Source organism: Variovorax sp. SPNA7 (assembly GCF_033807855.1).
Taxonomy (GTDB): domain Bacteria; phylum Pseudomonadota; class Gammaproteobacteria; order Burkholderiales; family Burkholderiaceae_C; genus Variovorax; species Variovorax beijingensis.
The window spans coordinates 487,480-512,977 of the sequence record NZ_CP138513.1 but is presented as its reverse complement, the minus strand read 5'-3'; the positions used below and the strand labels follow the sequence as shown (position 1 = coordinate 512,977).

Annotated in this window: 23 protein-coding genes; 14 read left to right on the top strand and 9 right to left on the bottom strand. The window is 69.4% G+C overall.

Translation table 11 applies throughout. The annotated features are described in order from the left end of the window. Position 1: 1 nt before the first annotated feature. The 3 genes from RZE77_RS02290 to RZE77_RS02280 all read right to left on the bottom strand — a co-directional run bounded on the left by RZE77_RS02290 (position 2) and on the right by RZE77_RS02280 (position 2,269). Positions 2-793 (bottom strand): hypothetical protein, encoded by a 792-nt coding sequence (locus RZE77_RS02290; RefSeq protein ID WP_319440517.1) that lies wholly within the window; start codon positions 791-793, stop codon positions 2-4. A gap of 2 nt (positions 794-795) precedes the next feature. Next, a complete protein-coding gene (locus RZE77_RS02285) occupies positions 796-1,257 on the bottom strand; it encodes a hypothetical protein (protein ID WP_319440516.1) in 462 nt (153 codons plus the stop codon). 76 nt (positions 1,258-1,333) lie between these two features. Continuing rightward, on the bottom strand, positions 1,334-2,269 hold the full coding sequence (locus RZE77_RS02280) for a LysR substrate-binding domain-containing protein (RefSeq protein WP_319440515.1): 936 nt from the start codon (positions 2,267-2,269) through the stop codon (positions 1,334-1,336). Between the two features lie 82 nt (positions 2,270-2,351). Here RZE77_RS02280 and RZE77_RS02275 point away from each other — a divergent pair, with 82 nt between their 5' ends. From RZE77_RS02275 to RZE77_RS02250, 6 genes are all read left to right on the top strand, one after another. Beyond that, complete coding sequence (locus RZE77_RS02275) at positions 2,352-2,669, top strand: DUF2917 domain-containing protein (protein WP_319440514.1); 318 nt, start codon at positions 2,352-2,354, stop codon at positions 2,667-2,669. Between the two features lie 133 nt (positions 2,670-2,802). After that, the gene (locus RZE77_RS02270) at positions 2,803-3,981 is read left to right on the top strand and encodes an acetyl-CoA C-acetyltransferase (RefSeq protein WP_319440513.1); all 1,179 of its coding nucleotides are present in this window, start codon (positions 2,803-2,805) and stop codon (positions 3,979-3,981) included. Then, positions 3,981-4,787, top strand: coding sequence for an enoyl-CoA hydratase-related protein (locus RZE77_RS02265; RefSeq protein WP_319440512.1), 807 nt, complete (start codon positions 3,981-3,983; stop codon positions 4,785-4,787). Before RZE77_RS02270 ends, RZE77_RS02265 begins: the two co-directional genes overlap by 1 nt. Positions 4,788-4,791: 4 nt before the next feature. Beyond that, the gene (locus tag RZE77_RS02260; RefSeq protein ID WP_319440511.1) at positions 4,792-5,955 is read left to right on the top strand and encodes an acyl-CoA dehydrogenase family protein; all 1,164 of its coding nucleotides are present in this window, start codon (positions 4,792-4,794) and stop codon (positions 5,953-5,955) included. A 46-nt stretch (positions 5,956-6,001) separates the two neighbouring features. Then, the gene (locus tag RZE77_RS02255; protein WP_319440510.1) at positions 6,002-7,258 is read left to right on the top strand and encodes a 6-phosphofructokinase; all 1,257 of its coding nucleotides are present in this window, start codon (positions 6,002-6,004) and stop codon (positions 7,256-7,258) included. 4 nt (positions 7,259-7,262) lie between these two features. Next, positions 7,263-7,499: a cysteine-rich CWC family protein gene (locus tag RZE77_RS02250; RefSeq protein WP_319440509.1), complete on the top strand. Its 237-nt coding sequence runs from the start codon at positions 7,263-7,265 to the stop codon at positions 7,497-7,499. On the opposite strand, the gene RZE77_RS02245 is transcribed toward RZE77_RS02250, so the two are convergent. Further along, a complete protein-coding gene (locus RZE77_RS02245; protein ID WP_319440508.1) occupies positions 7,490-8,863 on the bottom strand; it encodes a zinc-binding metallopeptidase family protein in 1,374 nt (457 codons plus the stop codon). The two genes, RZE77_RS02250 and RZE77_RS02245, sit on opposite strands and share 10 nt — an antisense overlap. A gap of 132 nt (positions 8,864-8,995) precedes the next feature. Between RZE77_RS02245 and RZE77_RS02240 the strand changes: the two genes are divergently transcribed. From RZE77_RS02240 to RZE77_RS02220, 5 genes are all read left to right on the top strand, one after another. Then, complete coding sequence (locus RZE77_RS02240; protein WP_319440507.1) at positions 8,996-10,480, top strand: DHA2 family efflux MFS transporter permease subunit; 1,485 nt, start codon at positions 8,996-8,998, stop codon at positions 10,478-10,480. Positions 10,481-10,552: 72 nt separating this feature from the next. Further along, complete coding sequence (locus RZE77_RS02235) at positions 10,553-11,692, top strand: ABC transporter substrate-binding protein (RefSeq protein ID WP_319440506.1); 1,140 nt, start codon at positions 10,553-10,555, stop codon at positions 11,690-11,692. Between the two features lie 50 nt (positions 11,693-11,742). Then, complete coding sequence (locus RZE77_RS02230; RefSeq protein WP_319440505.1) at positions 11,743-12,510, top strand: class II glutamine amidotransferase; 768 nt, start codon at positions 11,743-11,745, stop codon at positions 12,508-12,510. A 138-nt stretch (positions 12,511-12,648) separates the two neighbouring features. Beyond that, positions 12,649-14,916 (top strand): TonB-dependent receptor, encoded by a 2,268-nt coding sequence (locus RZE77_RS02225; RefSeq protein ID WP_319440504.1) that lies wholly within the window; start codon positions 12,649-12,651, stop codon positions 14,914-14,916. Beyond that, positions 14,916-16,217: a PepSY-associated TM helix domain-containing protein gene (locus RZE77_RS02220; RefSeq protein ID WP_319440503.1), complete on the top strand. Its 1,302-nt coding sequence runs from the start codon at positions 14,916-14,918 to the stop codon at positions 16,215-16,217. Before RZE77_RS02225 ends, RZE77_RS02220 begins: the two co-directional genes overlap by 1 nt. Here the strand turns inward: RZE77_RS02220 and gshB are convergent. Genes gshB through RZE77_RS02195 form a run of 5 tightly spaced genes read right to left on the bottom strand, consistent with a single transcriptional unit; the run spans position 16,180 to position 23,031 of the window. After that, a complete protein-coding gene (gene gshB / locus RZE77_RS02215; protein ID WP_319440502.1) occupies positions 16,180-17,133 on the bottom strand; it encodes a glutathione synthase in 954 nt (317 codons plus the stop codon). The genes RZE77_RS02220 and gshB overlap by 38 nt on opposite strands. After that, positions 17,130-18,395 (bottom strand): benzoate/H(+) symporter BenE family transporter, encoded by a 1,266-nt coding sequence (locus tag RZE77_RS02210; RefSeq protein WP_319440501.1) that lies wholly within the window; start codon positions 18,393-18,395, stop codon positions 17,130-17,132. The genes gshB and RZE77_RS02210 overlap by 4 nt, the downstream gene beginning before the upstream one ends. 47 nt (positions 18,396-18,442) lie before the next feature. Beyond that, positions 18,443-20,953, bottom strand: a complete 2,511-nt coding sequence (locus RZE77_RS02205) for a branched-chain amino acid ABC transporter ATP-binding protein/permease (RefSeq protein ID WP_319440500.1) — start codon at positions 20,951-20,953, stop codon at positions 18,443-18,445. Next, entirely contained in the window at positions 20,950-21,825 is an 876-nt protein-coding gene (locus RZE77_RS02200; RefSeq protein WP_319440499.1) for a branched-chain amino acid ABC transporter permease, read from the bottom strand. Before RZE77_RS02200 ends, RZE77_RS02205 begins: the two co-directional genes overlap by 4 nt. A 21-nt stretch (positions 21,826-21,846) precedes the next feature. Continuing rightward, positions 21,847-23,031: an ABC transporter substrate-binding protein gene (locus tag RZE77_RS02195; protein WP_319440498.1), complete on the bottom strand. Its 1,185-nt coding sequence runs from the start codon at positions 23,029-23,031 to the stop codon at positions 21,847-21,849. Positions 23,032-23,261: 230 nt separating this feature from the next. Here RZE77_RS02195 and RZE77_RS02190 point away from each other — a divergent pair, with 230 nt between their 5' ends. The 3 genes from RZE77_RS02190 to RZE77_RS02180 are packed head-to-tail and all read left to right on the top strand — an operon-like array spanning position 23,262 to position 25,463. After that, positions 23,262-23,702 (top strand): nuclear transport factor 2 family protein, encoded by a 441-nt coding sequence (locus RZE77_RS02190; protein WP_319428979.1) that lies wholly within the window; start codon positions 23,262-23,264, stop codon positions 23,700-23,702. A 10-nt stretch (positions 23,703-23,712) separates the two neighbouring features. Then, the gene (locus RZE77_RS02185; RefSeq protein WP_319440497.1) at positions 23,713-24,636 is read left to right on the top strand and encodes a polysaccharide deacetylase family protein; all 924 of its coding nucleotides are present in this window, start codon (positions 23,713-23,715) and stop codon (positions 24,634-24,636) included. A 59-nt stretch (positions 24,637-24,695) separates the two neighbouring features. Further along, a complete protein-coding gene (locus RZE77_RS02180; protein ID WP_319440496.1) occupies positions 24,696-25,463 on the top strand; it encodes a GntR family transcriptional regulator in 768 nt (255 codons plus the stop codon). Positions 25,464-25,498 lie beyond the last annotated feature (35 nt).

Sequence of the window (25,498 nt, the reverse complement as noted above, 5' to 3'; positions counted from 1 at the left end):
CTCAACCGCGCTCGCCCAGCCGCGAGCGAACCTCCGCGCGGCCGAGCTTGCGCATGCACTCCGCATACACGTTGGGCCGGCCATACATCGCCATGGTGTCGGCGGTGCCGAAGGCGGGCGGCTCGCAGCCGCGGCGCGTGACCAGGCAGCGCCGCAGCACGTCGTAGCAGCGCGGCGCGGGCTCCAGCCGGCGCACCTCGGGCACACGCGCGAGCGTCACCTCCCACCAGCAGCCGTCGATGCGATGCCACTGCGTGACGGCGTCGATCGCATGGTAGGGCGCGTAGGGCTTCACCACCCCTTGCGCCGCCGCCACCTTCGCCTCGCGTTCGGCCTTGCGGCGCTGCGCCGAGCCGCGCCGATACCGGTTGGGCAACAGGATGCCGGTGCCCGGATGCACGAAGAGTTCGACGTGGGGCGCCTCGCGCAGCGGCACGCGGTCGCTGCCCGCCCACCACCGCGAACGCACCAGCACCTCGCCGCCGTGCATCACCGCATCGCGCACGACGAAGTCGTCGATGTGCAGGAAGATGTGCGCCTGCACCGTGCTGCGCCGGTCGATGCCCTGGCAGAGCTCGCTCCACACCTTGTCCCACGGCCGGTGCACCTGCTTGTGCAGCCAGCGCCTGAGCGGCTGGAGGTTCTCGTTGAGCCCCTTCGGGTGGTCGTAGCCACGCTTCATGCCGAGGTGCGACCCGCGCTCCCTGCTGTTTCGAAACACGCGTCCGTCGCCCTGCACGCCACCGCCGCGGCGCGGCCGTTCGACGATGAGCTTGTCCATGTCTTCGCGCATCGTCAGCCCTCCCGCCCGAGGCTGCGCGCAGCCTTCTGCAACGCGACCTTCTGCGCGCGCCGTTCCGCACGGTGCGTGCGCAGGTGGCGGCCCGCCTTCTGATTGGATTCGCCGCGCGCGATCGCGGCCACCACGGGGTTGCGAGGTGCCGCATTCGGCACCGAAAAATAAAACCGGCCCAGACGCTTGTCGTCGTCGCGGGCCTTTCGTTGAGCACTCATGTGCGCACACTCCAGAAACAAGAAAGCCCCGGCGAATGGCTGCGCGGGGCCTTTGTCGATGGGCCTCGGCGGATGCGTGGATGCACACGCGGCCGGGGCGGTCGGTGTGCGGGTCAGGTGTTCAGGAAACGGTTCATTGAATGTGTTGTGCCGCCCGGGAGGTTGGTCGTCGCCAGGCGCGGATGAAAAACTGTTGCTGAAAAACGAAGGGCGGATTCTGGCGAGCACGCGCGCTGTGTGCAAGCGCGGCGCCTGCGGCTGTGGCGCAAAGCCCACGCATCGCGCCGCGCCGCATGCGCAAGGAGCTCCTTCGAATTCGTCAGCTCCGCTGCGCCGCCTCGGCTTCGTCGCGCAGCCATTGCGCGAACTCCTGCGCATCGCGGTTGCCCGCGGCGCGCCGCGAGGCCTCGATGAAGTAGCCACGGTGCGAAGCCGCGCCCTCGCCGAGCGGCGCGACCAGCCGGCCGTCCTGCACCAGCTCGCGCAGCAGCGGCAGCCGGCCGATCACCACGCCCTGCCCGGCCACGGCGGCGGCCACCGCATCGGCGTACTGGGTGAAGCGCAGCGTGCTCTTCATGCGCACGTCGTCGAGCCCCATCACCTTGAGCCAGGGCTCCCAATCGGCGGTGGGCGCTTCGCTGTGGTCCGGGTATTCGACGGTGAGCAGGGTGAGCTTCGAAAAATCGGACAGCGCGCGCAGCGAGGCGGCAAGCTGCGGCGAGCACAGCGGGATCACCGATTCCTCGAACAGCGCCGGGCCGATGCCGCGGCCGATCGGCGCAAAGCGCACCGCCAGGTCGAGGCGGCTGCTCTCCAGGTCGAGCACGTCGAGCGTGGCCGACACGCGCACGTCGACCTGCGGATGGCTGCCGGTGAAGCGCGCCAGCTTCGGAATGAGCCAGAGCGACGCGAAACCCGGCGTCGTGGTGATGGCCACCTGGCGCGGCGCGGAACTGGCACGCACCCGCGCGGTGGCATCGCGCAGCCGCTCCAGGCTGTCGGTCACGGCCCGCTGCATCACGCCGCCCGCCTCGGTGAGCGCCAGCGCGCGGTGCCGGCGCTCGAACAGCAGCACGCCCAGGCTGGCTTCGAGCTGCTGGATCTGGCGGCTCACGGCCGACTGGGTCAGGTGCAGTTCGCCGGCCGCGAGCGTGAAGCTCAGCCGGCGCGCGGCGGCCTCGAAACTGCGCAGCAGCTCGAGCGGCGGCAGTTCGCCGGACCCGGCGCCTAGGGCTTTCGCATTCTCTGGAGGCATGCAACGAGTTCCAATTTACCGTGTGCAAGAGGGAGGACGCCTCACTATATTCATTCGTATCACGAATGCAATGGAGCTTGCCATGAGCACCCAGCCTCTTTCTTCTTCCCACTTCCAGGTCAGCCTGCCGACCCGTTCCATCTTCTCGGTGCCCGATGGCGCCGGCGTGGGCATCGAATGCCGCAGCGGCTCGGTCTGGGTGACGCTCGACCGCGATCCGCGCGACATCGTGCTCGCGCCGGGCGAGCGCTTCGAGGGCAGCGAGCACCGGCGCATGCTGGTGTCGGCGCTCGAAGCCTCGTGCATCACGGTGTCGGACGCGCAGCCCGCGGCCATACCGCTGCCGGCGCGGCGCCGGTCGCCTTGGCGACTGCTGCCGCTCGGGTTGTCCCCGGCTTGACCTGGGCGGCCGCGGCATCGAACCTCGATGCCATGGACCTTTCAAGCACCGAACGCCGCCGCCGTGACGGGCGGCTTTTTTGCGTTGGGCGCCGCGCGGTTCACGCTGATTTCTTTTCTGAAGGGACATGACCATGGCAGAGGCATACATCGTGGCGGCCGCGCGCACGGCCGGCGGGCGGCGCGGCGGCAAGCTCGCGGGCTGGCATCCGGCCGACCTGGCTGCGCAGGTGATCGACGCATTGGTGGCGAAGAGCGGCATCGACCCGGCCGCGGTGGAGGACGTGATCCTGGGCTGCGTGAGCCAGGTGGGCGAGCAGGCGACCAACGTCGCGCGCAACGCGGTGCTGGCCTCGAAGCTGCCCGAGTCGGTGCCGGGCACCTCGGTCGACCGGCAGTGCGGCTCGTCGCAGCAGGCGCTGCACTTTGCGGCACAGGCCGTGATGTCGGGCGCCATGGACGCGGTGATCGCAGGCGGCGTCGAAAGCATGACGCGCGTGCCGATGTTCACGCCCAACGCGCTGCCGGCCAAGGCGGGCCTGGGCACCTACATGAGCCCGGCCATGAAAAGGCGCTACCCCGGCGTGGAGTTCAGCCAGTTCACCGGCGCCGAGATGATCGCGAAGAACTACGGCATCGAGAAGGACGCGCTCGACCGCTACGCGCTCGAAAGCCATCGCCGAGCCATGGCCGCGACGCGCGCGGGCGCATTCGGCGACGAGATCGTGCCCATCGAAATCCTGCAGGCCGACGGCAATGGCACGGGCGAGCAGCACACGGTCGACGAAGGCATCCGCTTCGATGCCACGCTCGAAGGCATTGCGGGCGTCAAGCTGATTGCCGAAGGCGGACGCTGCACCGCGGCCACCGCGAGCCAGATCTGCGACGGCGCAAGCGGCGTGCTGGTGGTGAACGAACGCGGCCTCAAGGCCCTGGGCGTGAAGCCGCTCGCGCGCATCCACCACATGAGCGTAATGGGGCACGACCCGGTGATCATGCTGGAAGCCCCGCTGCCCGCCACGCTGCGCGCGCTCAAGAAGGCCGGCATGCGCATCCAGGACATCGATCTCTATGAAGTGAACGAAGCCTTCGCGCCCGTGCCCATCGCCTGGCTGGAGGCGCTGGATGCCGACCCCGCGCGGCTCAACGTGAACGGCGGCGCGATCGCACTCGGCCATCCGCTGGGCGCCTCGGGGACCAAGCTCATGGCCACGCTGGTCCACGCACTCGGCCGGCGCGGCAAACGCTACGGCCTGCAGACGATGTGCGAAGGCGGCGGCATGGCCAACGTCACCATCGTGGAGAGGCTCTGATGAACGCACCGCAGCCTTATGTGCTCTACGAGCTGGCCGACGGCATCGCCACGCTCACGCTGAACCTGCCGGCCAAGCTGAACCCGATTGCGCGCGAACTGCAGGTCGAGCTGCGCGACACGCTGGAGCGCATCCGCGACGACCGCGCGGTGCGCGCCGTGATCCTGACCGGCGCCGGCAAGGCCTTTTGCGTGGGCGCCGATTTGAGCGCAATGGCGCCCGGCGACGAAGGCAAGTCGCTCGGCGCGCAGACCGCGGAGTGGATGCAGTCGCTCAGCAATCCGCTGATCGAGACGCTGCGCACCCTGCCCGTGCCGGTGGTGGCGGCCGTCAACGGCGCCGCAGCCGGCGCCGGCGTGGGCCTGGCGCTGGCGGCCGACGTGACGATTGCGGCGCGCAGCGCGTACTTCTACCTGCCCTTCCTGCCCAAGCTCGGCATCGTGCCGGACCTGGGCTGCACCTGGGCCATTCCGCGGCGCGCCGGCCGGGCGCGTGCGATGGGCATGGCGCTGCTCGACGAGCGCCTGGGCGCCGAGCAGGCGGTGCAATGGGGCCTGATCTGGGCCTGCGCGGACGACGAAAAGTTGCTCGACGAAGCACGCGCCATCGCGCAGCGGCTCGCCCGCCTGCCGGCGCATGCGGTGGTCGAGGCGCGCGAAGCCTTCGAGGCCGCCGAGCGCCACACGCTGGCCGAGCAACTGCACTACGAAAGCGAACGCCAGCGCGAGCTGATCGATCGCCCCACTTTCCGCGAAGGCGTGAGCGCCTTCCTGCAGAAGCGGCCTCCAAGCTTCCCCGGGCGCTGAGGCCATGATCGAACGCACGCTTTTCAGCGCCGACCACGAGGCCTTCCGCGACAGCTTCCGCCGCTTCATGGACAAGGAGATCGCGCCCTTCCACGAGGCCTGGGAAGAACAGGGCTACGTGGACCGCGCCGTCTGGTCCAAGGCCGGCGAGAACGGCTTTCTCTGCATGGCGCTGCCCGAGGAATACGGCGGCGCGGGCGCCGACCTGCTCTATTCGGTGATCCAGTTCGAGGAGCTCTGGGCGCGCGGCTTCACGGGGATCGGCTTCGGGCTGCACAGCGAGATCGTGGCGCCCTACATCCTGCGCTACGGCACCGAGGCGCAGAAGCAGCACTACCTGCCCCAACTCGCGAGCGGCGAGATGGTCGGCGCCATCGCGATGAGCGAGCCCGGCGCGGGCAGCGACCTGCAGGCGGTGAAGACCAGCGCCATCCGCCAGCCCGGCGGCAGCTACCTGCTCAATGGCAGCAAGACCTTCATCACCAACGGCTGGCATGCCGACCTCGTGATCGTGGTCGCCAAGACCGATCCGGCCGCGGGCGCCAAGGGCACCAGCCTGTTCCTGGTCGAGCGCGGCATGCCGGGCTTCGAGAAGGGCAAGCGGCTCAAGAAACTGGGGCTGAAGGCGCAGGACACCTCCGAGCTATTCTTCGACGACGTGCGGTTGCCGGCCGACGCATTGCTTGGCGATGCCGCGCAGCTGAACCGCGGTTTCGTCTGCCTGATGGAGCAGCTGCCGTGGGAGCGGCTGCAGATCGCGATCAGCGCCGTGGCCGCGTCGCAGGCCGCCATCGACCAGACCGTAACTTATGTGAAGGAGCGCAAGGTGTTCGGCCAGCCGGTGGGCAGCTACCAGAACACGCGCTACACGCTCGCCGAACTGCAGACCGAGGTGCAGGTGGCGCAGGTGTTCGTCGACAAGTGCATCGAGCTGCTGATGGCCGAGAAGCTCGATACCGCCACCGCCAGCATGGCCAAGTACTGGACCACCGACCTGCAGTGCAAGGTGATGGACGCCTGCGTGCAGCTGCACGGCGGCTACGGCTTCATGTGGGAGTACCCGATCACGCGCGCGTATGCCGATGCGCGGGTGCAGCGCATCTATGGCGGCACGAACGAGATCATGAAAGAGGTGATCACGCGGGCGATGGGCCTCGGCGGGCGCTGAAACAGCACCACTGGCGCCTGCCTCGAGGCTGCGGGAGAATGGCCGCATGCCCATCCTCAACGCCTTCTACGCCCAGTCGGGCGGCGTCACCTCGGTCATCAATGCGTCGGCCTGCGGCGTGATCGAGACGGCACGAAAACATCCGGACCGCATCGGCAACGTCTACGCCGGGCGCAACGGCATCATCGGCGCGCTGACCGAAGAGCTGATCGACACCGGCGCCGAGCCGGCCGAGGCGATTGCGGCGCTGCGCAGCACGCCCTCTGGCGCCTTCGGCTCGTGCCGCTACAAGCTCAAGTCGCTCGAGAAGAACCGGCGTGAATACGAGCGGCTGATCGAGGTGTTCAAGGCGCACGGCATCGGCTATTTCTTCTACAACGGCGGCGGCGATTCGGCCGACACCTGCTTCAAGGTGAGCCAGCTGTCGCAGTCGCTCGGCTACCCGCTGCAGGCCATCCACGTGCCCAAGACCATCGACAACGACCTGCCGCTGACCGACTGCTGCCCGGGCTTCGGCTCGGTCGCCAAGTACGTGGCAGTGTCGACGCTCGAGGCTTCGTTCGACGTGCGCTCGATGGCCGCCACTTCCACCAAGGTGTTCGTGCTCGAGGTGATGGGGCGCCATGCGGGCTGGATCGCGGCGGCCGGCGGGCTGGTGGCCGACCATGGCATTCCAGTGGTGGTGCTGTTCCCCGAGATCGAGTTCGACAAGGCGCGCTTTCTCGCGCGCGTGGACGAACTGGTGAAGCTGCATGGTTACTGCTCGGTGGTGGTGTCCGAGGGCTGCCACTACCCCGACGGCACCTTCCTGGCCGAGCAGGGCACGCGCGACGCCTTCGGCCATGCGCAGCTCGGCGGCGCGGCGCCGGTGGTGGCGCAGATGGTCAAGGAGGCGCTGGGCCACAAGTTCCACTGGGCCGTGGCCGACTACCTGCAGCGCGCGGCGCGGCACATTGCCTCGGCCACCGACGTGAAGCAGGCCTACGAACTGGGGCAGCGTGCGGTCGAGCTCGCGCTCGAAGGCCGCAACGCGGTGATGCCGACCATCGAGCGCACTTCCGATGCGCCCTATACCTACCGCATCGGCAGCGCGCCGCTCGACGCGGTGGCGAACGTCGAAAAGCCCATGCCGCGCGACTTCATCTCGGACGACGGCTGGGGCATCACCGACAAGTGCAGGCGCTACCTGCTGCCGCTGATCGAGGGCGAGGACTACCCCGCCTACCGCAGCGGCCTGCCGGTGTACGCAACCCTGCGCAACGTGGCCGTGCCCAGGAAGCTGCCGGCCTTCGAGCTCGCCTGACGCGATGGAAACCGCCGCCACCATCATCGACACCACGCGCTGTCCGCTGTGCGGCGAGGAGAACCGCTGCGCGATGGAAACCGCACGCGAGACCGGCCAGCCACAGCCGCCCTGCTGGTGCATGGCGGCCGACTTCGGCAAGGCGCCGTTTGGGGCCCTGCCGCCGGCATCGCGCGGCAAGGCCTGCATGTGCGCCCGCTGCGCCGCGGGGATAGCAGCCGCCGAACCTCGTCAGGACTGAGCCGCGCCCTGCTGCTGGTTCTGGGCCTGCGGTATTTGCGTGGGCGCCGCTTCGGAAGCGGGTGCGGGGGCTTTCGCCTCCGGCGGCAGCGGCACGCCGGGCGACGCGGCTGCCGACACGCCGCGGTCGCGCTGCTGCGTGATCACGCAGTGGATGAACTGCAGCTTGCCGACGGCCACGCGCGGCAGCACGAAGGGGTAGTAGTCGGGCTGGCCCATGCTGCGCGAAAGCTCGTTGAGCACGTTGGTGAGCAGCACCCAGCCGTTGAGAAAATCCAGGAACTTGGCGGCGCCGGGATGCTCGGGCTGCCAGAGGTCTTCCGCGGTGAAGAGGTCGGTCGCAAGCTCGACGTTGGTGGCGTCCACGCCAAAGCTCATCGCCGTGTCGGCGGTGTCGGCCATGTGCAGGTAGTGGGCCCAGGTCTCGGCCCAGTCTTCCCAGGGATGCATGCTCGCGTAGCTGCTCACGAAGCGGTTGGCCCAGTCAGGCGGCGGGCCCTGCTCGTAGTGCTGCTGGAGCGCCGCGGCGTAGTCGGCGCGCTCGTCGCCGAAGAGCGTGCGGAACCCGTCGAGCCACGGCGTGGGCTGCACCAGCAGGTCCCAGTAGTAATGGCCGACCTCGTGGCGGAAATGCCCGAGCAGCGTCCGGTAGGGTTCGCGCATTTCGGCGCGGATGCGCTCGCGCACCGCGTCTTCGGCCTCTTCGGCGTTGAGGGTGATCACGCCCTGTTCATGCCCGGTCATCACGTGCGGGCCGCCCGGCATGTTGCTCAGGAAGTCGAAGGCCAGGCCGTGCGCGGGATCGGCATGGCGGCTGACCACCGGCAACCCGAGCGCGAGCAGCTGCGAGATGAGCCGGCGCTTCGCATGCTCGAGCTTGCGCCAGAGTTCGCCGTTGCTCTCCACCGAAAGATCGGGGATGGTGCGGGTGACGCTGCAGGCCAGGCAGTAGCCGGGCGCGAGGCCGTCGGTGTTGAACGAGGGGTCGTCGCCCTCGCGCGGGGCCGGCACCATCCAGTTGCAGCTGGCAGCGGTCATGAGGTTGGCGCAGCGGCGGTAGGTGCGGCCATCGGGGTTGCCGAACACGGTGAAGAGCTGTTGTTCTTCTTCAGGCTCGGCGCCGTCGCCCGCGCCGCCTTCGGCCTGGTCGTCGGTCTCGACGGGCGCCAGCGGCACGACGCCCAGGCGCTCGATCACGTAGCCCAGCGGCGTGCGGCAGGCCAGGCACTGGCTGTTGCGCAGGAACACCGGCCGGCCGCACTGGCAGCGGTAGGCGCGGCTCACGGTGGGCGCCGCGAGTTCGGCGGCAAGGTGGGAGGGCGCGCCCGGCTCGGGAGCGCCGGCGGGGTCAGGTGGCGTATTCATTTCATTGTTCTGGAAAGGCAGCGCGGGACAGCGGTGCATTGTGGGACGCGCAGGCCCCGGCCCCGCCGCGCAAAGCCCGATATGCTTGTAGGACGACGGACCCGCATCGAAAAAAAGCCGGGACCACCGCCCATGACCACCACTCCCAAGCCCGAAGCCGCCTCGCCGGCCCCGCCTTCCATCGGCACCCTGCGCGAACGCTACGGCCCGCGCTACCGCTGGTACCTGCTGCTCTCGGTGATGGTGGGCGTGATGGCGTCGATCATGTCCTCGACCATCGTCAACGTCGCGATCCCGGGCATGAGCCACCATTTCTCGCTGGGCCAGGAACGTGCGCAGTGGGTGAGTTCGGGCTTCATGGTGGCGATGACGGTCTCGATGCTGACCACGCCCTGGCTGCTGTCGCGCTACGGCTACCGGCGCACCTACGTGGGCACGATGGTGCTGCTGCTCGCGGGCGGCATTGCGGGCGGGCTGGCCAACAACTTCTCGCTGGTGCTGCTGGCGCGCGTGGCCGAAGGGCTTGCGGCGGGCGTGGTGCAGCCGATTCCGGCCATCATCATCCTGCGTGCCTTCGAGCCGCACGAGCAGGGACGCGCGAGCGGCATCTTCGGCATGGGCGTGGTGCTGGCGCCGGCCATCGGCCCGAGCATCGGCGGCGTGCTGGTCGACCTGTTCGGCTGGCGCTCGATCTTCTTCATGGTGGTGCCGTTCTGCCTGGCCTCGCTCTGGCTGGCCTACAGGTTCGTGCCCACCACGGCGCCCGGCGGCGTGGCAGCCACGCGCGGCAACGGGCTCGACTGGCGCGGCCTTGCGCTGGGCACCGTGGGCACGCTCTGCCTGCTGAACGGCCTGGTCGAGCTGCGCGGCGATTCGCCGGTGCAGGCCGGCCTGCTGCTGGCGGCCGCGGTGCTGGCCTTTGGCGCCTTCGTCTGGTGGCAGCGCCGCTACGCGGCCGGCGGCGGCGAACCGCTGATGAACCTGGGGCTGTTCCAGTACCGCCAGTTCGCCATGGGCAGCGTGGTCGCCTTCATCTACGGCACGGCGCTGTTCGGCTCCACTTACCTGCTGCCGGTGTACATGCAGGTCGGGCTGCAGCTGTCCGCGTCGCACGTGGGCACCATCCTGCTGCCGGCGGGCATCGTGCTGGCCCTGACCATCGCGGGCGTGGGCCGGCTGGCCGACCGGCAGCCGACCTGGATGCTGGTGAGCATCGGACTGGTGCTGCTGGCGGCTTCGTTCGCGCTGATGGTGGTGCTCCGGCTCGACAGCGCGCTCTGGCTGCTGGTGGCGTTTGCGATCATCGGGCGCATCGGGCTCGGCTTCATCCTGCCCTCGCTCAACCTCGGCTCGATGCGGCCGCTGGCCAAGCCGCTGATTCCGCAGGGCGCCAGCGCGATCAACTTCCTGCGCATGCTGGGCGGCGCGGCCGGCGTGAGCCTGTGCGCCATCGTGCTCGAGTGGCGGCTGGCGGCGCATGGCGATTCGCTGGCCAATGCCGCGAGCAGCCCCGCGCGGCTGGCGGCCTTCGACGAGGTGTTCCTGATGCTGGCCGCGCTGTGCGCGCTGGCCATCTGCGCGGCCTGGCAGCTTCGGCAACCCGATCCGCAAGGGTAAGCACTTAGTAATACTTAAGCACCCATCGTTTCTAATTGTTAGCATTTGTTAGCTAATGATGGGATGAGTTTCATGCAACGCAGAAGTTTTGTCGCCGGAACGGCGGTTTTCGCAGCGGGCCTGGCCCATCTCTCGTCCGCGCAGGCGGCCGAGGCCGGGGTGACCGACACCGAGATCGTGCTCGGCAGTTCGGCCGTGCTGAGCGGTCCGCTCGGCTCGCAGATCAAGGTGGTGCACAACGGCGCCGCGCTGGCTTTCGATGCCATCAACGAACAGGGCGGCGTGGGCGGACGCAAGATCAAGCTGGTGGCGCTGGACGACGAGCTCAAGCCTGAGAAGGCGGTCGAGAACTATGGCAAGCTGCTGAACGACCACCGCGTGTTCGCCTTCTTCGGCTGCGTGGGCTCGGGCACCACGGCCGCCGCAGCCAAGCTGCTGCAGCAGAGCGGTGCGCCCAGCGTGGGCGGCTATGGCGTGGGCGACAGCGCGCGCGAGCGCGTGGCGGGTTCGGCCTACTTCGTGCGCGCCAGCAATGCACGCGAGGCGCAGGCGCTGGTCGAGCACCTGTCGACCATCGGCGTGAACAAGATCGCGATCGCCCACCTGGACAATCCCGGCGGCGTCGAGGCGGTGAAGCTGATCGAGGCGGCCATGGCCACGCACAAGCAGGCGCCCGCGCTGGTGGTGTCGGTGAAGGGCGACGGCTCGACCTCCGCGGCCGCCGGCAAGTTGCTGGCCGACAGCCAGTCCCAGGCCGTGCTGATGTACCTGGCCGGCACCGTGGCCGGCGAGGTGATCAAGGCGACCTACGCGGCCGGCAGCAAGCCGATGTTCTACGGCATGTCGATCGTGCCGGGCGAGGTCACGGCCAAGGTGGTGCAGCTGCAGGCCAGCGGCCTGGCCATCTCGCAGGTCACGCCCTACCCCTGGGGCGAGGTGGAATCCGTCACGCGCGACTACCGCCGGCTGGCCGAACGCGCGCAGGTGCCGGTGGGCTACGGCAGCTTCGAGGGCTACCTGAACGCGCTGGTGATGATCGAGGCGCTCAAGCGCACCGGCCGCGACCTGACGCGGGCCCGCCTGCATGCAACGCTGCGGGCATTCAGGCTGCGCCTGGCCGGCATGGACATCGACTTCTCCACCGGCGCCAATGCCGGCTCGCGCTTCATCGAGATGGTGCGCGTCACGCCCGAAGGCCGCTTCGTGCGCTGAACGGGCGGCCGGGTTCGCCGGGAGGGCGGCGCTCGCGCTCTAATAGCGCCATGTGCCAACTGCTTGGAATGAACTGCAACACGCCCACGGACGTGACCTTCAGCTTTACGGGCTTCGCGCAGCGCGGCGGGCGCACCGACCACCATGCCGACGGCTGGGGCATCGCCTTCTTCGAGGACCGGGGGCTGCGCCACTTCGTCGACCACATGCCCGCGAGCGAGTCGCCGGTGGCCGAGCTGATCCGGCGCTACCCGATCCAGAGCCGCAACGTCATTGCGCACATCCGCAAGGCCACGCAGGGCGCCGTCAACCTGCAGAACTGCCACCCCTTCGTGCGCGAGCTGTGGGGCCGCTACTGGGTGTTCGCCCACAACGGCGACCTGAAGGACTTCCGCCCGCGGCTGCACGGCAACTTCCACCCGGTGGGCAACACCGACAGCGAGCACGCCTTCTGCTGGATCATGCAGGAACTGGCCAAGTCGCATGCGGGCGTGCCGAGCATCGAGGAGCTCACGCTCACGCTGCGGGAGCTGGCGCCGCAGCTTGCGGGCCACGGCACCTTCAACTTCATGCTGTCGAACGGCCAGGCACTCTGGGCCCATGCCTCCACGCATCTCTGGTACGTGGAACGGCGCCATCCCTTCGTCACGGCGCAGCTGTCGGACGAAGACCTGGAGATCGACTTCGCAAAGCACACCACGCCGAACGACCGCGTGGCGGTGGTCGTGACCGCGCCGCTCACCACCAACGAAAGCTGGACCGCCTTCGCGCCCGGCGAACTGCACGTGTTCGTGGACGGGCAGCTGGCGCCGTTCTGAAACGGCCCTGCCCAGCAAGCCTCCGATTGACGACTTTTCTCTGACACTTTTCCGCAACATGGCGGGAAAGTTTCGAAATCATGGGCTTTGTTATCGAATAATAACGGTTCTCATTTGTATTACATATTGAACCGTTCCATGTCCGCTGCTCCGTTTCTCCGGCTTCGCCCGACTGTGGCCGCCTCGCTGCTGGCCCTACACGCAGTGGCCGCCCTTGCCCAGACCACCCCGGCGCAGCCGGCTCCCGCAGCGCCGGCAGCCTCGCCGTCGACAACCGGCACGCTGGCCACCATCACCGTCGAAGCCAGCGCCGACGCCTCGGCCGAAGGCCTGACCAAGCCCTACGCGGGCGGCCAGGTGGCGCGCGGCGGGCGGGTCGGCATCCTGGGCAACCAGGACATGATGAGCACGCCGTTCTCGAGCACCAGCTACACCAACGAGCTGATCCAGAACCAGCAGGCCAGGAGCGTGGCCGACGTGCTGCAGAACGACCCGACGGTGCGCGTGGCGCGCGGCTTCGGCAACTTCCAGGAGTCGTATTTCATCCGCGGCTTCATCGTCAATTCGGATGACATCGCCTACAACGGGCTCTACGGCCTGCTGCCGCGGCAGTACATCTCGTCCGAGCTGTTCGAGCGCGTGGAAGTGTTCCGCGGTGCGAGCGCGTTCCTGAACGGCGCCACGCCCTCGGGCGGTGGTATCGGCGGCAACATCAACCTGCTGCCCAAGCGCGCGCCGAACGATCCGCTCACGCAGGTCACGCTGGGCACGGCCAGCGGCTCGCAGGCCTATGCCGCGACCGACATCGCGCGCCGCTTCGGCCCCGACCAGAGCGTGGGCGTGCGCCTGAACGCCGCGCACCGCGACGGCGGCACGGGCGTGGACGGCGAAGGCGTCAAGCTCGACGTGCTCTCGGTGGGCCTGGACTGGCGCAGCCGCGATGCACGCATCTCGGCCGACATCGGCCACCAGGAGCACCGCCTGCGCAACACGCGTCCCAACGTGACGCTCGGCAGCGGCGTCACGGTGGTACCCAGGGCGCCCGACAACCGCACGAACTTCGCGCAGCCCTGGACCTATTCCTACGAGCGCGACACCTTCGGCTCGGTGCGCGGCGAGTACGACATCACGCCGGACATCACGGCCTGGGCCGCCGCCGGCGCGCGCAGCAGCTACGAGAACAACTCCCTCGCGGGCCCGACGGTCTTCAACGGCCTCACCGGAGCGGCCACCATGACCCGCTTCGACAACACGCGCGAGGACAAGGTCAAGACGGCCGAGATCGGCGTGCGCGGCAAGCTGCGCACCGGCAGCGTGGGCCACGAATGGGTGCTGGGCTATTCCTACTTCGACCTCGAGAAGAAGAACGCCTACGGCATGGGCCTGGGCGCCGGCGGCACGCTCAACACCGGCATCTACTATCCGCGCAGCTATTTCCCGCCGGCGCTGACCTACCTGGGCAACGACCTTGCCAACCCCGCGCTCAACGGCACCACCACGCTCAAGAGCCTGGCCATCGGCGACACGCTGTCCTTCATGGACGACCGCCTGCGCCTGACGCTCGGCGCGCGCCACCAGACGATCGAGACCGGCGACATCAGCTACCGCATCGTGAGCAACGGCCGGCAGACCGCCGCCGGCGGCACCGTCACCTCGTACGACCAGAGCCGCACCAGCCCGCTGGCGGGCATCGTGTTCAAGGCCAACGACCAGCTGTCGGTCTACGCGAACTACATCGAAGGGCTGGCACAGGGCGAGAGCGCGCCCGCGCAGTCCGGCGGCCAGCCGGTGCTCAACGCCGGCCAGCAGCTGCGCCCCTACGTCTCCAAGCAGAAGGAAGTCGGCATCAAGTACGACGCCGGCCAGGTCGGCGGCACCCTCGCCTTCTTCTCCACCGAGAAGCCGCGCGCCTTCGTGGAAGGCAACTACTTCTCCGCGAACGGCAAGGACCGCCACCAGGGCGCCGAGCTCAGCGTCTTCGGCCAGGTCAGCAAGGGCCTGCGGCTGCTGGGCGGCGCGACCTGGCTGGACGCCAAGCAGAAGGACACGGGCAGCAGCATCACCGACGGCAAGCGCGTGATCGGCGTGCCCAAGGCGCAGGGCAGCATCGGCGTCGAATGGGACGTGCCGGGCGTGCAGGGCCTTTCGCTCGACGGCCGCGTGGTGGCGAGCGGATCGAGCTACGCCAATGCCGCCAACACGCTGCGCGTGCCGGGCTGGACCCGCATGGACATCGGCGCGCGCTACGTGACCGAAGTGAGCGGCAAGCTGCTCACCCTGCGCGCGCGCATCGAGAACCTGGCCGACCGCAACTACTGGTCCTCGGTCGGCGGCTATCCCGGCTCCGGCTACCTGGTGCTCGGCGCGCCCCGCACGTTCAACCTCTCGGCCACGCTCGAGTTCTGATGCGCGCCCTTGCGACCGCCGTACACCGCTGGGCGGGACTGGCGGTGGCCCTGTTCCTCGTCGTCTCGGGGCTGACCGGCGCCGTCATCTCGTGGGACCACGAGATCGACGGCTGGCTCAACCGCAAGCTCTACGACACCACGAGCCGCGGCCCCTTCAAGGATCCGTTCGAGCTGGCCGCCGCGGTCGAGGCGCACGATCCGCGCGCGCGTGTCGCCTACCTTCCGCTGGGTTTCGAGGAAGGCCACGCCGCCGGCTACTTCGTGCAGCCGCGCACCGATCCGGCCACCGGCAAGCCCTTCAGGCTCGGCTACAACCAGGTGTTCGTCGACCCGGTGACCGCCGAGGTGCGCGGCCGCCGCGACTCGACCGCGATCTCGCTCAAGCCCGAGACGCTGATGCCGTTCCTGCGCAAGCTGCACTACATGCTGCACGTGCCGGCGATGTGGGGCACCGACCGGCTGGGCTACTGGATCATGGGCACGGTGGCGCTGGTGTGGCTGCTCGACAGCTTCGTCGCGCTCTACCTCACGACGCCGCGCCGGCTGCGCCGGGCGGTGCATCCGGAGCACCGGCCCGCGGGCGTCTGGTGGCAGCGCTGGAAGCCGGCCTGGACGGTGCGCTGGGCGGCCGGCGGCTACAGGCTCAACTTCGACCTGCACCGCGCGGGCGGGTTGTGGATGTGGCTGCTGATCATCGTCATCGCCTTCACCTCGTTCTCGCTGAACCTCTACAAGGAGGTGTTCCACCCAATGCTCTCGCTGGTGTCGAAGACCACGCCGGGTCCGTCGGCGCTGGTGCCGCTCGCGCCGCTGGGCACGCGCATCGAGCCCGCCATCGGCTTTCGCGAGATCGTGGCGCAGGCCGATGCCGAGGCCCGGCGCCGCGGCTGGACGACGCCGCTGGGCGGCGTGTTCTACAACGCGCGCGGCGGCTTCTACAACATCTCGTTCTTCGACCGTGCCTCGCACGACGACAGCGACGGCATGGGTTTGTCGAATCTCTACCTCGACGGGCGCGACGGCCACCTGATCGGCAGCAACCGGCCGTGGCACGGCACCGCGGCCGACGTGTTCGCGCAGCTGCAGCTGCCGCTGCATGGCGGGCGCATCCTCGGGCTGCCGGGACGCATCCTGATGTCGGCCATGGGGCTTGCGGTGGCGATGCTGTCGATCACGGGCATCGTGATCTGGGCGCGCAAGCTGCGCTCGCGGCGGCTGCAGGACCGGCGCGAGCGCGAACCGGCCGGCGCGGCGCCGGCGCTCAGGCAGGGCGCAGGGTTTTCTCCAGCGCGTCGATGAACATCGCCGGCACGTCGAAGCCGGTCTGTTCGGTGATCTCCTGGAAGCAGGTCGGGCTGGTCACGTTGATCTCGGTCACGGAATCGCCGATCACGTCGAGCCCGATCAGCAGCAGGCCGCGCGGCGCGAGGGCGCGGCCCACGGTTTCGGCGATCTCGCGGTTGCGCGGCGTGAGCGGCTGCGCCACGCCCTTGCCGCCGGCCGCCAGGTTGCCGCGCACTTCGGAGCCCTGCGGAATGCGCGCCAGCACGAAGGGCGCCGGCTCGCCCGCGATGATCAGGATGCGCTTGTCGCCCTGCACGATGTCGGGCACGAAGCGCTGCACCATGATGGTCTCGGCGCCGTTCTTGTTGAGCGTCTCGACAATGGAGCCGAGGTTCAGCGCGTCCTGCCTGACGCGGAAGATGCCCATGCCGCCCATGCCGTCGAGCGGCTTGAGGATGATGTCGCCGTGCTCGGCATGGAAGTCGCGCACGGCCTGCGCGCTGCGCGTGACCAGCGTGGGCGTGGTGAACTGCGGAAACTCCATGATCGCGAGCTTCTCGGGATGGTCGCGCAGCGCGCGCGGCTTGTTGACCACGTGCGCGCCTTCGCGCTCGGCCTGCTCGAGCAGGTGGGTGGCGTAGATGTACTCGGCGTCGAAGGGCGGGTCCTTGCGCATGAGCACCGCGTCGAAGTCCTTCAGCGCCTTCGACTCGCGGATGTCCTCGCGGTACCAGGCCTTGCTGTCGCCGGTGAGCGTGATCTGCTGCACGTTGGCCGTGACCAGCCCGCCCGACACCCACTGCAGGTCTTCCGGCAGGCAGGCCGCGATGCGGTGCCCGCGGCGCTGGGCCTCGCGCATCATCGAGAAGGTGGTGTCCTTGTAGATCTTGAAATGATCGAGCGGATCGGCGACGAAGAGGATGTTTTTCATCTGGGAGTCTTTCCGGCGCCGGGGGTGGCCGCCATGTTGCTGCTGTCTGGCGCGATGTTGCCGGAAGCGGCGATGCCCTTGCCGGCGGAGGCCTTTGTGCGCCCGGCCTGCTGCACGGCGAGCGCGAGAGCGCCCGCCACCACGCCCCAGAAGGCCGAGCCGATGCCCGCGATCGCCACGCCCGAGAGCGTGACCAGGAAGGTGATGACCGCGGCCTCGCGGTGCGGCTCGTCGCGCACCGCGGCAGCCAGCCCGCTGCCGATGGTGCCCAGCAGCGCCAGGCCGGCAATGGCGGCGACCAGCTCTTTCGGAAAGGCCGTGAGCAAGCCGGTGACCGCCGCGCCGAAGAATGCGATCACCACGTAGAGGGCGCCGCAGCTCACCGCGGCCGTGTAGCGGCGCGCCGGGTCTTCGTGCGCCTCGCGGCCCATGCAGATGGCGGCGGTGATGGCGCCCAGGTTCAGGGCAAAGGCGCCGAAGGGCGCGAGCACCAGCGTGGCAAGGCCGGTCGCCGTGATGAGCTTGCTGACCGGCAGGTCGCCATAGCCCGCGGCGCGGATGGCCGCCACGCCCGGCAGGTTCTGCGATGCCATGGTGACGATGAAGAGCGGCAGCGCCAGGCTCACGATGGCCTGCCAGCTGAACACCGGCATGGTGAACACCGGCCAGGTGAGCGAGAACTGCACCGCCGACCCGCTCATCTCGCCGCGCGCCGCCACGAAGGCAATGGCCACCAGCAGCGTGAGCGGCACCGCATAGCGCGGCAGCAGGCGCCTGGCCACCAGGTAGGTGCCGAGCATCAGCAGCACCAGCGGCAGCGCGGTTCTCGCGGCGATGAACGCGTCGAGCCCGAAGCGCGCGAGCACCCCGGCCAGCAGGGCGGCGGCAATGGCCATCGGGATCCTGTTCATCACGCGCTCGAACCATCCCGTGGCGCCCGCCAGCACGACCAGCACGGCGCAGGCGATGAAGGCGCCGACCGCCTCGCCCATGCCATAGCTGCCGGCCGCCACGGCGAGCACCGCGGCGCCGGGCGTGCTCCAGGCGATCATCACCGGCTTGCGCCACCACAGCGACAGCACGATGGACGGCAGGCCCATGCCGATGCCCAGCGCCCACATCCACGAGGCCGCAAGCTCGGGCGTGGCGCCGAAGGCCTGCGCGGCCTGGAACACGATGGCCACCGAACTCGTGAAGCCCACGAGCACCGCGACGAAGCCCGCGGTGAAGGCCGAGAGGCTCAGATCCTTGAAAAAACGCATCGGGCGATTGTGCCGGGGACGCCCCGGCTCCGCCCAACGGCCCTGGTTCAGGCCGCGCCCAGGTAGGCCTTGGCCAGCGCGCCATCGGCGGCGATCTCGGATGCACTGCCCTCTGCCACGATGCGGCCGCCCTCGATCACATAGGCCCGGTCGCACAGCGCCAGCGCGAGCGCCGCCATCTGGTCGACCAGCACCACCGTGAGACCCTCGCCGCGCAGCGCATCGAGCGCCCCGAACAGCTCCAGGATGACCTTCGGCGCCAGGCCCAGCGAAGGCTCGTCCAGCAGCAGCACGCGCGGCTTCGACATCAACCCGCGCGCAATGGCGAGCATCTGCTGCTCGCCGCCTGAAAGCAGGCCGGCGCGCTGGTGCAGGCGCTCGCGCAGCCGCGGAAAGCGCTCGAGCATGCTTTCCGTCCGCGCTTCGATGTCGCGGCTGTCAAGGAACGCCCCGAGCCGGATGTTGTCGCGCACGCTGAGCTCCGGAAACACCTGCCGGCCCTCGGGCACCAGCACCAGACCGCGCGCCACGATGCGCTCCGCCGGCAGGCCCGCGAGCTCGGTGCCTTCGAGATGGATGCCGCCCCGCACCGGGCGATGCAGCCCGGCCAGCGCCCGCATGAGCGTGGACTTGCCTGCGCCGTTGGCGCCCAGCAGCGCCACCAGCTCGCCGCGGCGCACGCGAAGATCGATGCCGTGCAGCACCGGCTCGGCGCCGTAGCCGGCGACGAGCGCGCCGACCCCGAGCAGCTCGGGCGCGTCGACCGGCAACACGGCGCGCGGAGCCTTGTCCATGGAGGCGTCCGCCGCCAGCGCGTCGCCGAGATAGGCCTTGCGCACCGCCGGGTCGGACTGGATCGCGGCCACGTCGCCCACCGCCAGCCGGTGGCCTGCATCGAGCACCACGATGTGGTCCGAGATTCCCATGACCAGCTCCATGTCGTGCTCGACCAGCAGCACGCCGATGCCCGCCGCCGCGATGCGCCCGAGCAGTTGCGCGAGCCGCGCCTTGTCTTCGCGCGAAAGGCCGGCCGCGGGCTCGTCGAGCAGCAGCGCCTGCGGGGCAGTGGCCAAGGCCCGCGCGATCTCCACCAGCCGCCGGTCGACGTGCGCGAGGTCCGCGGCGGGCGCATCGGGCGAGCCCGCATAGCCGCAGAAGGCCAGCAACTGCCGCGCCTGCGTGCGCGCGGCAGCCGAGCGGAAACGGCGCGCACCCAGCAACGGCCCGAGCGCGCCGCGGCCGAGCGCCAGCGCGACGTTGTCCTCCACGCTCAGGCTGCCGAACAGCTGCGAGGTCTGGTAGGTGCGCGCCACGCCGGCACGCGCGATGCGGAAGGCGCGCAATCCCTGCAGCGCCGTGCCGCCCAGCCGGAAAGCGCCGCCGGTGGGCCGGTAGAAGCCGCTCAGCATGTTGAGCACCGTGGTCTTGCCGGCGCCGTTCGGCCCGATCAGGCTCGTGATGCCGCCCGCGCGGGAGGCAAAGGCCAGGCCGCTCACCGCGCGCACGCCGCCGAACTGCATCGTGAGCCCTTCGGTGCTGATGGGTTCGCCCGTGCCGCGCCACGGCAGCGCCGCGGCTTCGTTCGCCGGAGCCGGCAGCGGCCCGGCCGGCTTCGAGAAACGGGCCACCGCGCGCCGCCAGAGCCCGGCGGCGCCGTCGGGTGCCGCCCACAGCACCACCAGCAGCAGCAGGCCGAAGAAGAGCAGCCGGTATTCCTCGAGGCTCGCGAGCACTTCCGGCAGCAGGCCGACGACCAGTGCGCCGACCAGCGGCCCGCCCACCGAGCCGGCGCCGCCGATCATCACCACCAGCACGAAGAGAATCGACTGGCCGAAGCCGAAGGTATGTGGCGTGACAAAGCCCGAGAGCGGCGCGAACAGCCCACCCGCCACACCCGCGCACAGCGCGGAAATCGCGAAGGCCACGGTCTTGATGCGCAGCGGATCGAGGCCGATGGATTCGGCCGCCGTCTCGCTGTCGCGCACCGCGCGCATGGCCGCGCCCCAGCCGCCGCGCGACAGCAGCGCGAACGCCGCCAGCGCCACGCCGGCCGTGAGCACCGCCAGCATGGCAGCGGCGCGCTCGCCCTGCGCCAGGCCGCCGAGCACCGGACCCGCAATGCCCATGATGCCGTTCTGCCCGCCGGTGAGATCGCGCGCCTCGACGATCGCATGCTCCACGATGAAGCCGAAGGCGATGGTGATCATCGCGAGGTACGGCCCCTTCGCGCGCAGGGCCGGCAGCGCCAGCAGCGCGCCCATGGCCCCCGCAATGAGCGCGCCTGCCGGCCAGGCGGCCCAGAAGCTCCACCCGGCCTTGCTCGTGAGAACGGCGACCGCATACGCGCCGATGGCATAGAAACCCACATGGCCGAACGACATCTGCCCCGTCAGCCCGAGCAGCACGTTGAGGCCGATGCCGACAATCGCGAGCAGCGCGACGTTGGCAAGCACGAACACGTAGTACCCGTTGACGGTGGCAGCGAGCGCAACGCCCGCTGCCATGGCCAGTGCAAGGGCGATCAGCGCGGGCCAGCGCATGCCGGTTGCGCGGCTCATACCTTCTTCACCGCCGCGCGTCCGAAGAGCCCCTGGGGCCGCAGCGCGAGCACCAGGATCACCAGGCCGAAGGTCAGGATCTGCGTGTAGCCCGAGCCCAGGGTGGCGGTGATCAGCGCCTCGGCCAGCCCGAACAGCAGGCCCGCGACCATCACGCCCCACGCACTCGTGATGCCGCCGAGGATGGCCACCGCAAAGGCCTTGAGGCCGAAGAGCGTGCCCATGTCCGCCTGCACGTTGAAGAGCGGCGCAATCAGCACCCCCGCCACGCCCGCGAACAGCGCCGACAGCGCAAAGGCCGCAGCCACCGCCCGCCGGATCGGTATGCCCATGAGCCGCGCCGCCGCCGGGTTCTGCACCACGGCGAGCATGCCGATGCCCCAGCGCGTGCGGCGCGCCACCACATGCAGCGCGGCAGCCAGCGCGAGCCCCACCGCCGGGATCAGCAGCTGCAGCGGATACACGCCCAGGCCGACCTCGCCCAGCTGCAGCGGCGTCAGTGCCAGCGAGGACGGCAGGCTGCGCGGCTCCTTGCCGAAAGTGAACATCACGAGGTTGTCGACCACGATGCCGAGCGCCACCGTGGCCATGAGCCAGGCTTCGGAGCCGCGGCTCGCGAACGGTCGCACGGCCACGAACTCGACCACCAGCCCGTACGCGCCGCACAGCAGCAGCGCGAACAGCACCGCCAGCGGCATCGGCCAGCCGAGCGTCTGCGCGAACCAGAAGGTGAAGACCGCGCCGAGCATCATCGCGCTGCCCTGCGCGAAGTTGACCGTGCCCGAAACGGCGAAGGTGACGTAGAAGCCGAGGGCGATCAGCCCGTACATGCTTCCGAGCCCCAGCCCGCTGATCCATGCGGAAAGCAGCATTGCGCGCGGTGCCGTTCTCTTTTATTTCGCAGCGACCATGCCCACCGGCAGGATGCGGTTGTCGATGAACTGTGCCCACACGTAGTCGCTCGCGGTGACGGCGTCGTGCACGGTGGGCGAAAAGGGCTTGTCGTAGGTCTTGATGAGGCCTTCGTACTTGCCGATCCTGTAGAAGCCCTGGCGCACCGCATCGCCATCGGTCGAGCCGGCGGCGGCGATGGCGAGCGCGGCAAGCTGCATGCCGTCATAGGCATTGGCCACGCCCACGGCCGGCGTGATGTCATCCGGGCCCTTGATGGCCGGGTACCTGGCCTTGAGCGCGGAAATCACCTTTTCTCCGACCGGCGACTGCTTGCCGAAGAAGCTGTAGGTCTGCACGAAGTGCACGTTCTTTCCATTGGGGCCGGCCAGTTCCGTGAAGCGCCCGCCCGCGGGGCCCCAATGCGAGACGATGGGCACCTGCCAGCCCATGCGATCGAGCGACTTCACCACCTGTGCCGAGGGGCCGACGTTGCCCACCATGAAAAGCGTGTCGGCGCCGGCAGCCTTCAGGCGCGTGAGCTGGGGCACCACGTCGACGTCGTTGCCGTCGAACTTCTCGACGCCCACCGCCTTCAGCCCCTTGGCCGCGAGTGCGGCGTGCAGGCCCTTCTCATTCGACTCGCCCCATGGGTTGTTGACGAGAATCATGCCGAACTTGCTTGTCTTGAAGTTCTTCTGCGCGTAGTCGAGCATGCCGACGTTGACGATCTCGTCGACCGCCGACACGCGGAAGGCGTAGTTGGGATTCGCGCCGTTCTTCGTGATCGGCGTGCCCGCGGCCCAGGGGCCCATGAACGGCACCTTCTCCTGGTTGGCGACCGGCACGATCGCCATCGACACCGGCGTGTCGAGCCCGCCGAACAGCACGGCCACCTTTTCCTTGAAGATCAGCTCGCGCGCCGCCACCACGCCCTTGGCGGGATTGGCCTCATCGTCGCGGCGCACCAGTTCGAGCTTGCGGCCACCGAGCAGGCCGCCCTTGGCATTGATCTCGTCGATGGCCACCGCGAGCCCGCGCGTGATGGCTTCGCCGGCCAGCGCCGATTGGCCCGAGAGGGCCGTGACAAGCCCGATCCTGATGGGATCGGCAGCGAACGCGGTGCCGGATGCGAGGCAGGCCGCAGCGACGGCAAGGCAAAGATGGCGACGGTTGAGGCGGGTCATGGCGGACTCCTGATCGAACGGGGGACAGCAGGTGGTGCACCCAACAGGGTGCATTGGAATTCGCCGAAGCGAGTGGCCCGATCGAATGCAAGCGCCATGCCAAGTCAACAATTTCCAATACAAATTGTCGACAATCCATTGCCATTCGCGTTGACGATCGGCATGAGAATTGCTGCAGCACCGTCGTGCTTCCCGCCATGCACCGCCATGGCCTACCTGCTGGAGAACCCATGAATACGCCTGCTTCGTCCGACGCGCACACATTGCCGCTCCCTTCCACGCCTGCCGAGGTGGTCGACGAATTCCTTCGCCTCGTGATGATTCCCGACCCGCAATCGGCATCGCGCTTCACCGCGCCCGACATCCGCATCCGCTTCACCGGCAACCGCGAGATGCAGGCGCCCGGCGACACCTCGGCCTTCAATGCGAAGCGCTACGCCTGGGTGAAGAAGAAGATCGAGCGCACCGAAGTGGTGGCGGGCGGCACGCCCGAGGAAACCGTGGTCTACAGCCTCGGCACGCTCTACGGCGCCTGGCCCGACGGCACCGCCTTCGAGGGCAACCGCTATGTCGACCGCTACGTGGTGCGCCACGGCCTCATCAGCCGCATGGACGTGTGGAACGACAGCGCCGAGTGGCTGCTGGCGCGCGCCGGCCTGGCGGTGCTGTGAGGCGGGGCGCATGACCGCACGCTGGCCCGAGCGGCTGCCCACGCATGGCCGCTTCGGCTACAGCCCGATCACGCGGCGGCCCGACTACACCTGGCCGAACGGCGCACGGCTGGCCGTGTACATCGGCTTCAACATCGAGCATTTCGCGTTCGGCGACGGCCTGGGCGCCTGCATCGGCCCGGCCTCGCCGCAGCCCGACGTGCTGAACCACGGCTGGCGCGAATACGGCAACCGCGTGGGCGCCTGGCGCTGCCTCGAACTGTTCGATGCGCTGGCCCTGCCGGCGGGTGCGCTCATCAATACGGCGCTCTACGACCACTGCCCGGAACTGGTGCAGGCCTGCGTCGCGCGCGGCGACGAGCTGATCGGCCACGGCCACAGCAACGCGGAGCGCCAGGGCGCATGGGACGAGGCGCACGAGCGCGCACTGCTGTCGCGCTGCCGCGAACGCATGCAGCGCGAAAGCGGCCAGGCGCCGGCCGGATGGCTGTCGCCGTGGATCTCGGAAAGCGCCGTGACGCCCGACCTGCTGGCCGAGACCGGCTACGGCTACACGCTCAACTGGTGCCACGACGACCAGCCGGTGCGCATGCGCACGCGCGGCGGCGGCTCGATCTGGTCGGTGCCGTATCCGCAGGAGCTCAACGACATTCCGATGATCGTGGGCCGCCTCATGGACGCCAGGGACTTCAGCGCGATGGTGATCGACAACTTCGACGAGATGCGCGAGCAGTCGCGCGCGCAGCCGCTGGTGATGGGCCTCGCGCTGCATCCCTACATCGTCGGCCAGCCCTACCGGCTGCGCCACCTGCGCACTGCGCTGGCGCACCTGGCGCGTGCGCGCGACCGCGGCGACGTCTGGTTCACCACGCCCGGGGCGATCGCGTCGCACATGCAGCAGCTTGCAGCGGACCGGCCGGCGGACTTCGGATGAGCCGCCGGATGCACGCCGCACGCGCTCGATAATGAGCGGATTCCCTCATCGCCTGTTCCATGCCCCGCTCCTCCTTGCCAGCCAAGCCCGCCATCGCATCGCGCCCCGCGCGGCGCAAGCTCCCGTCCACCGACGGCACCGCAGCGAAGAATGACGACCACGGCGACGTCGAGGAACGCATCTACCGCTCGGTCTTCGAAGGCGTGACCAGCCAGCGCCTCGCGCCCGGCACCAAGCTGCCGGAGGCCTCGCTGTGCGAGCTGTTCGGCGTCAGCCGCGCGCTGGTGCGCAAGGTGCTGCAGCGGCTCGCGCACGACCACATCGTGGAACTGCGGCCGAACCGCGGCGCCATCGTTGCCATGCCCTCGCCCGAGGAAACGCGGCAGATCTTCGAAGCGCGCCGCGCGCTCGAGGCCGCGCTGGTGCGCATGGCGGTGCGCAACGCCACGCGCCCCGAAATCGCCGAGCTGCGGCGCCACCTGAAGGAAGAGCATGCGGCGATGCACCGTTATGCGCAGCCCGAGTGGGCGCGCCTGGCCAGCACCTTTCACCTGCGCGTGGCAAAGCTCGCGCGCAATCCGATCCTGGAGCGCTACCTGAGCGAACTCATGTCGCGCTGCTCGCTGATCGTGGCGCTCTACGAACCGCCCGGCAACGCATCGTGCGAGCACGGCGAGCATGCGAGCGTGGTCGATGCCATTGCGCGCGGCGACGCGGACGAGGCCGTGCGCCTGATGGAAGAGCACCTGCTGGTGCTCGAGAAGAACATCGCGCTCGACCGGCCCGCTTCGCAGCGCAGCCTGGGGCAGATGCTGGGGCTGGGCTGAGCGGCGGGCTGCCTGCCGCCGCCGGGCCCACCGTC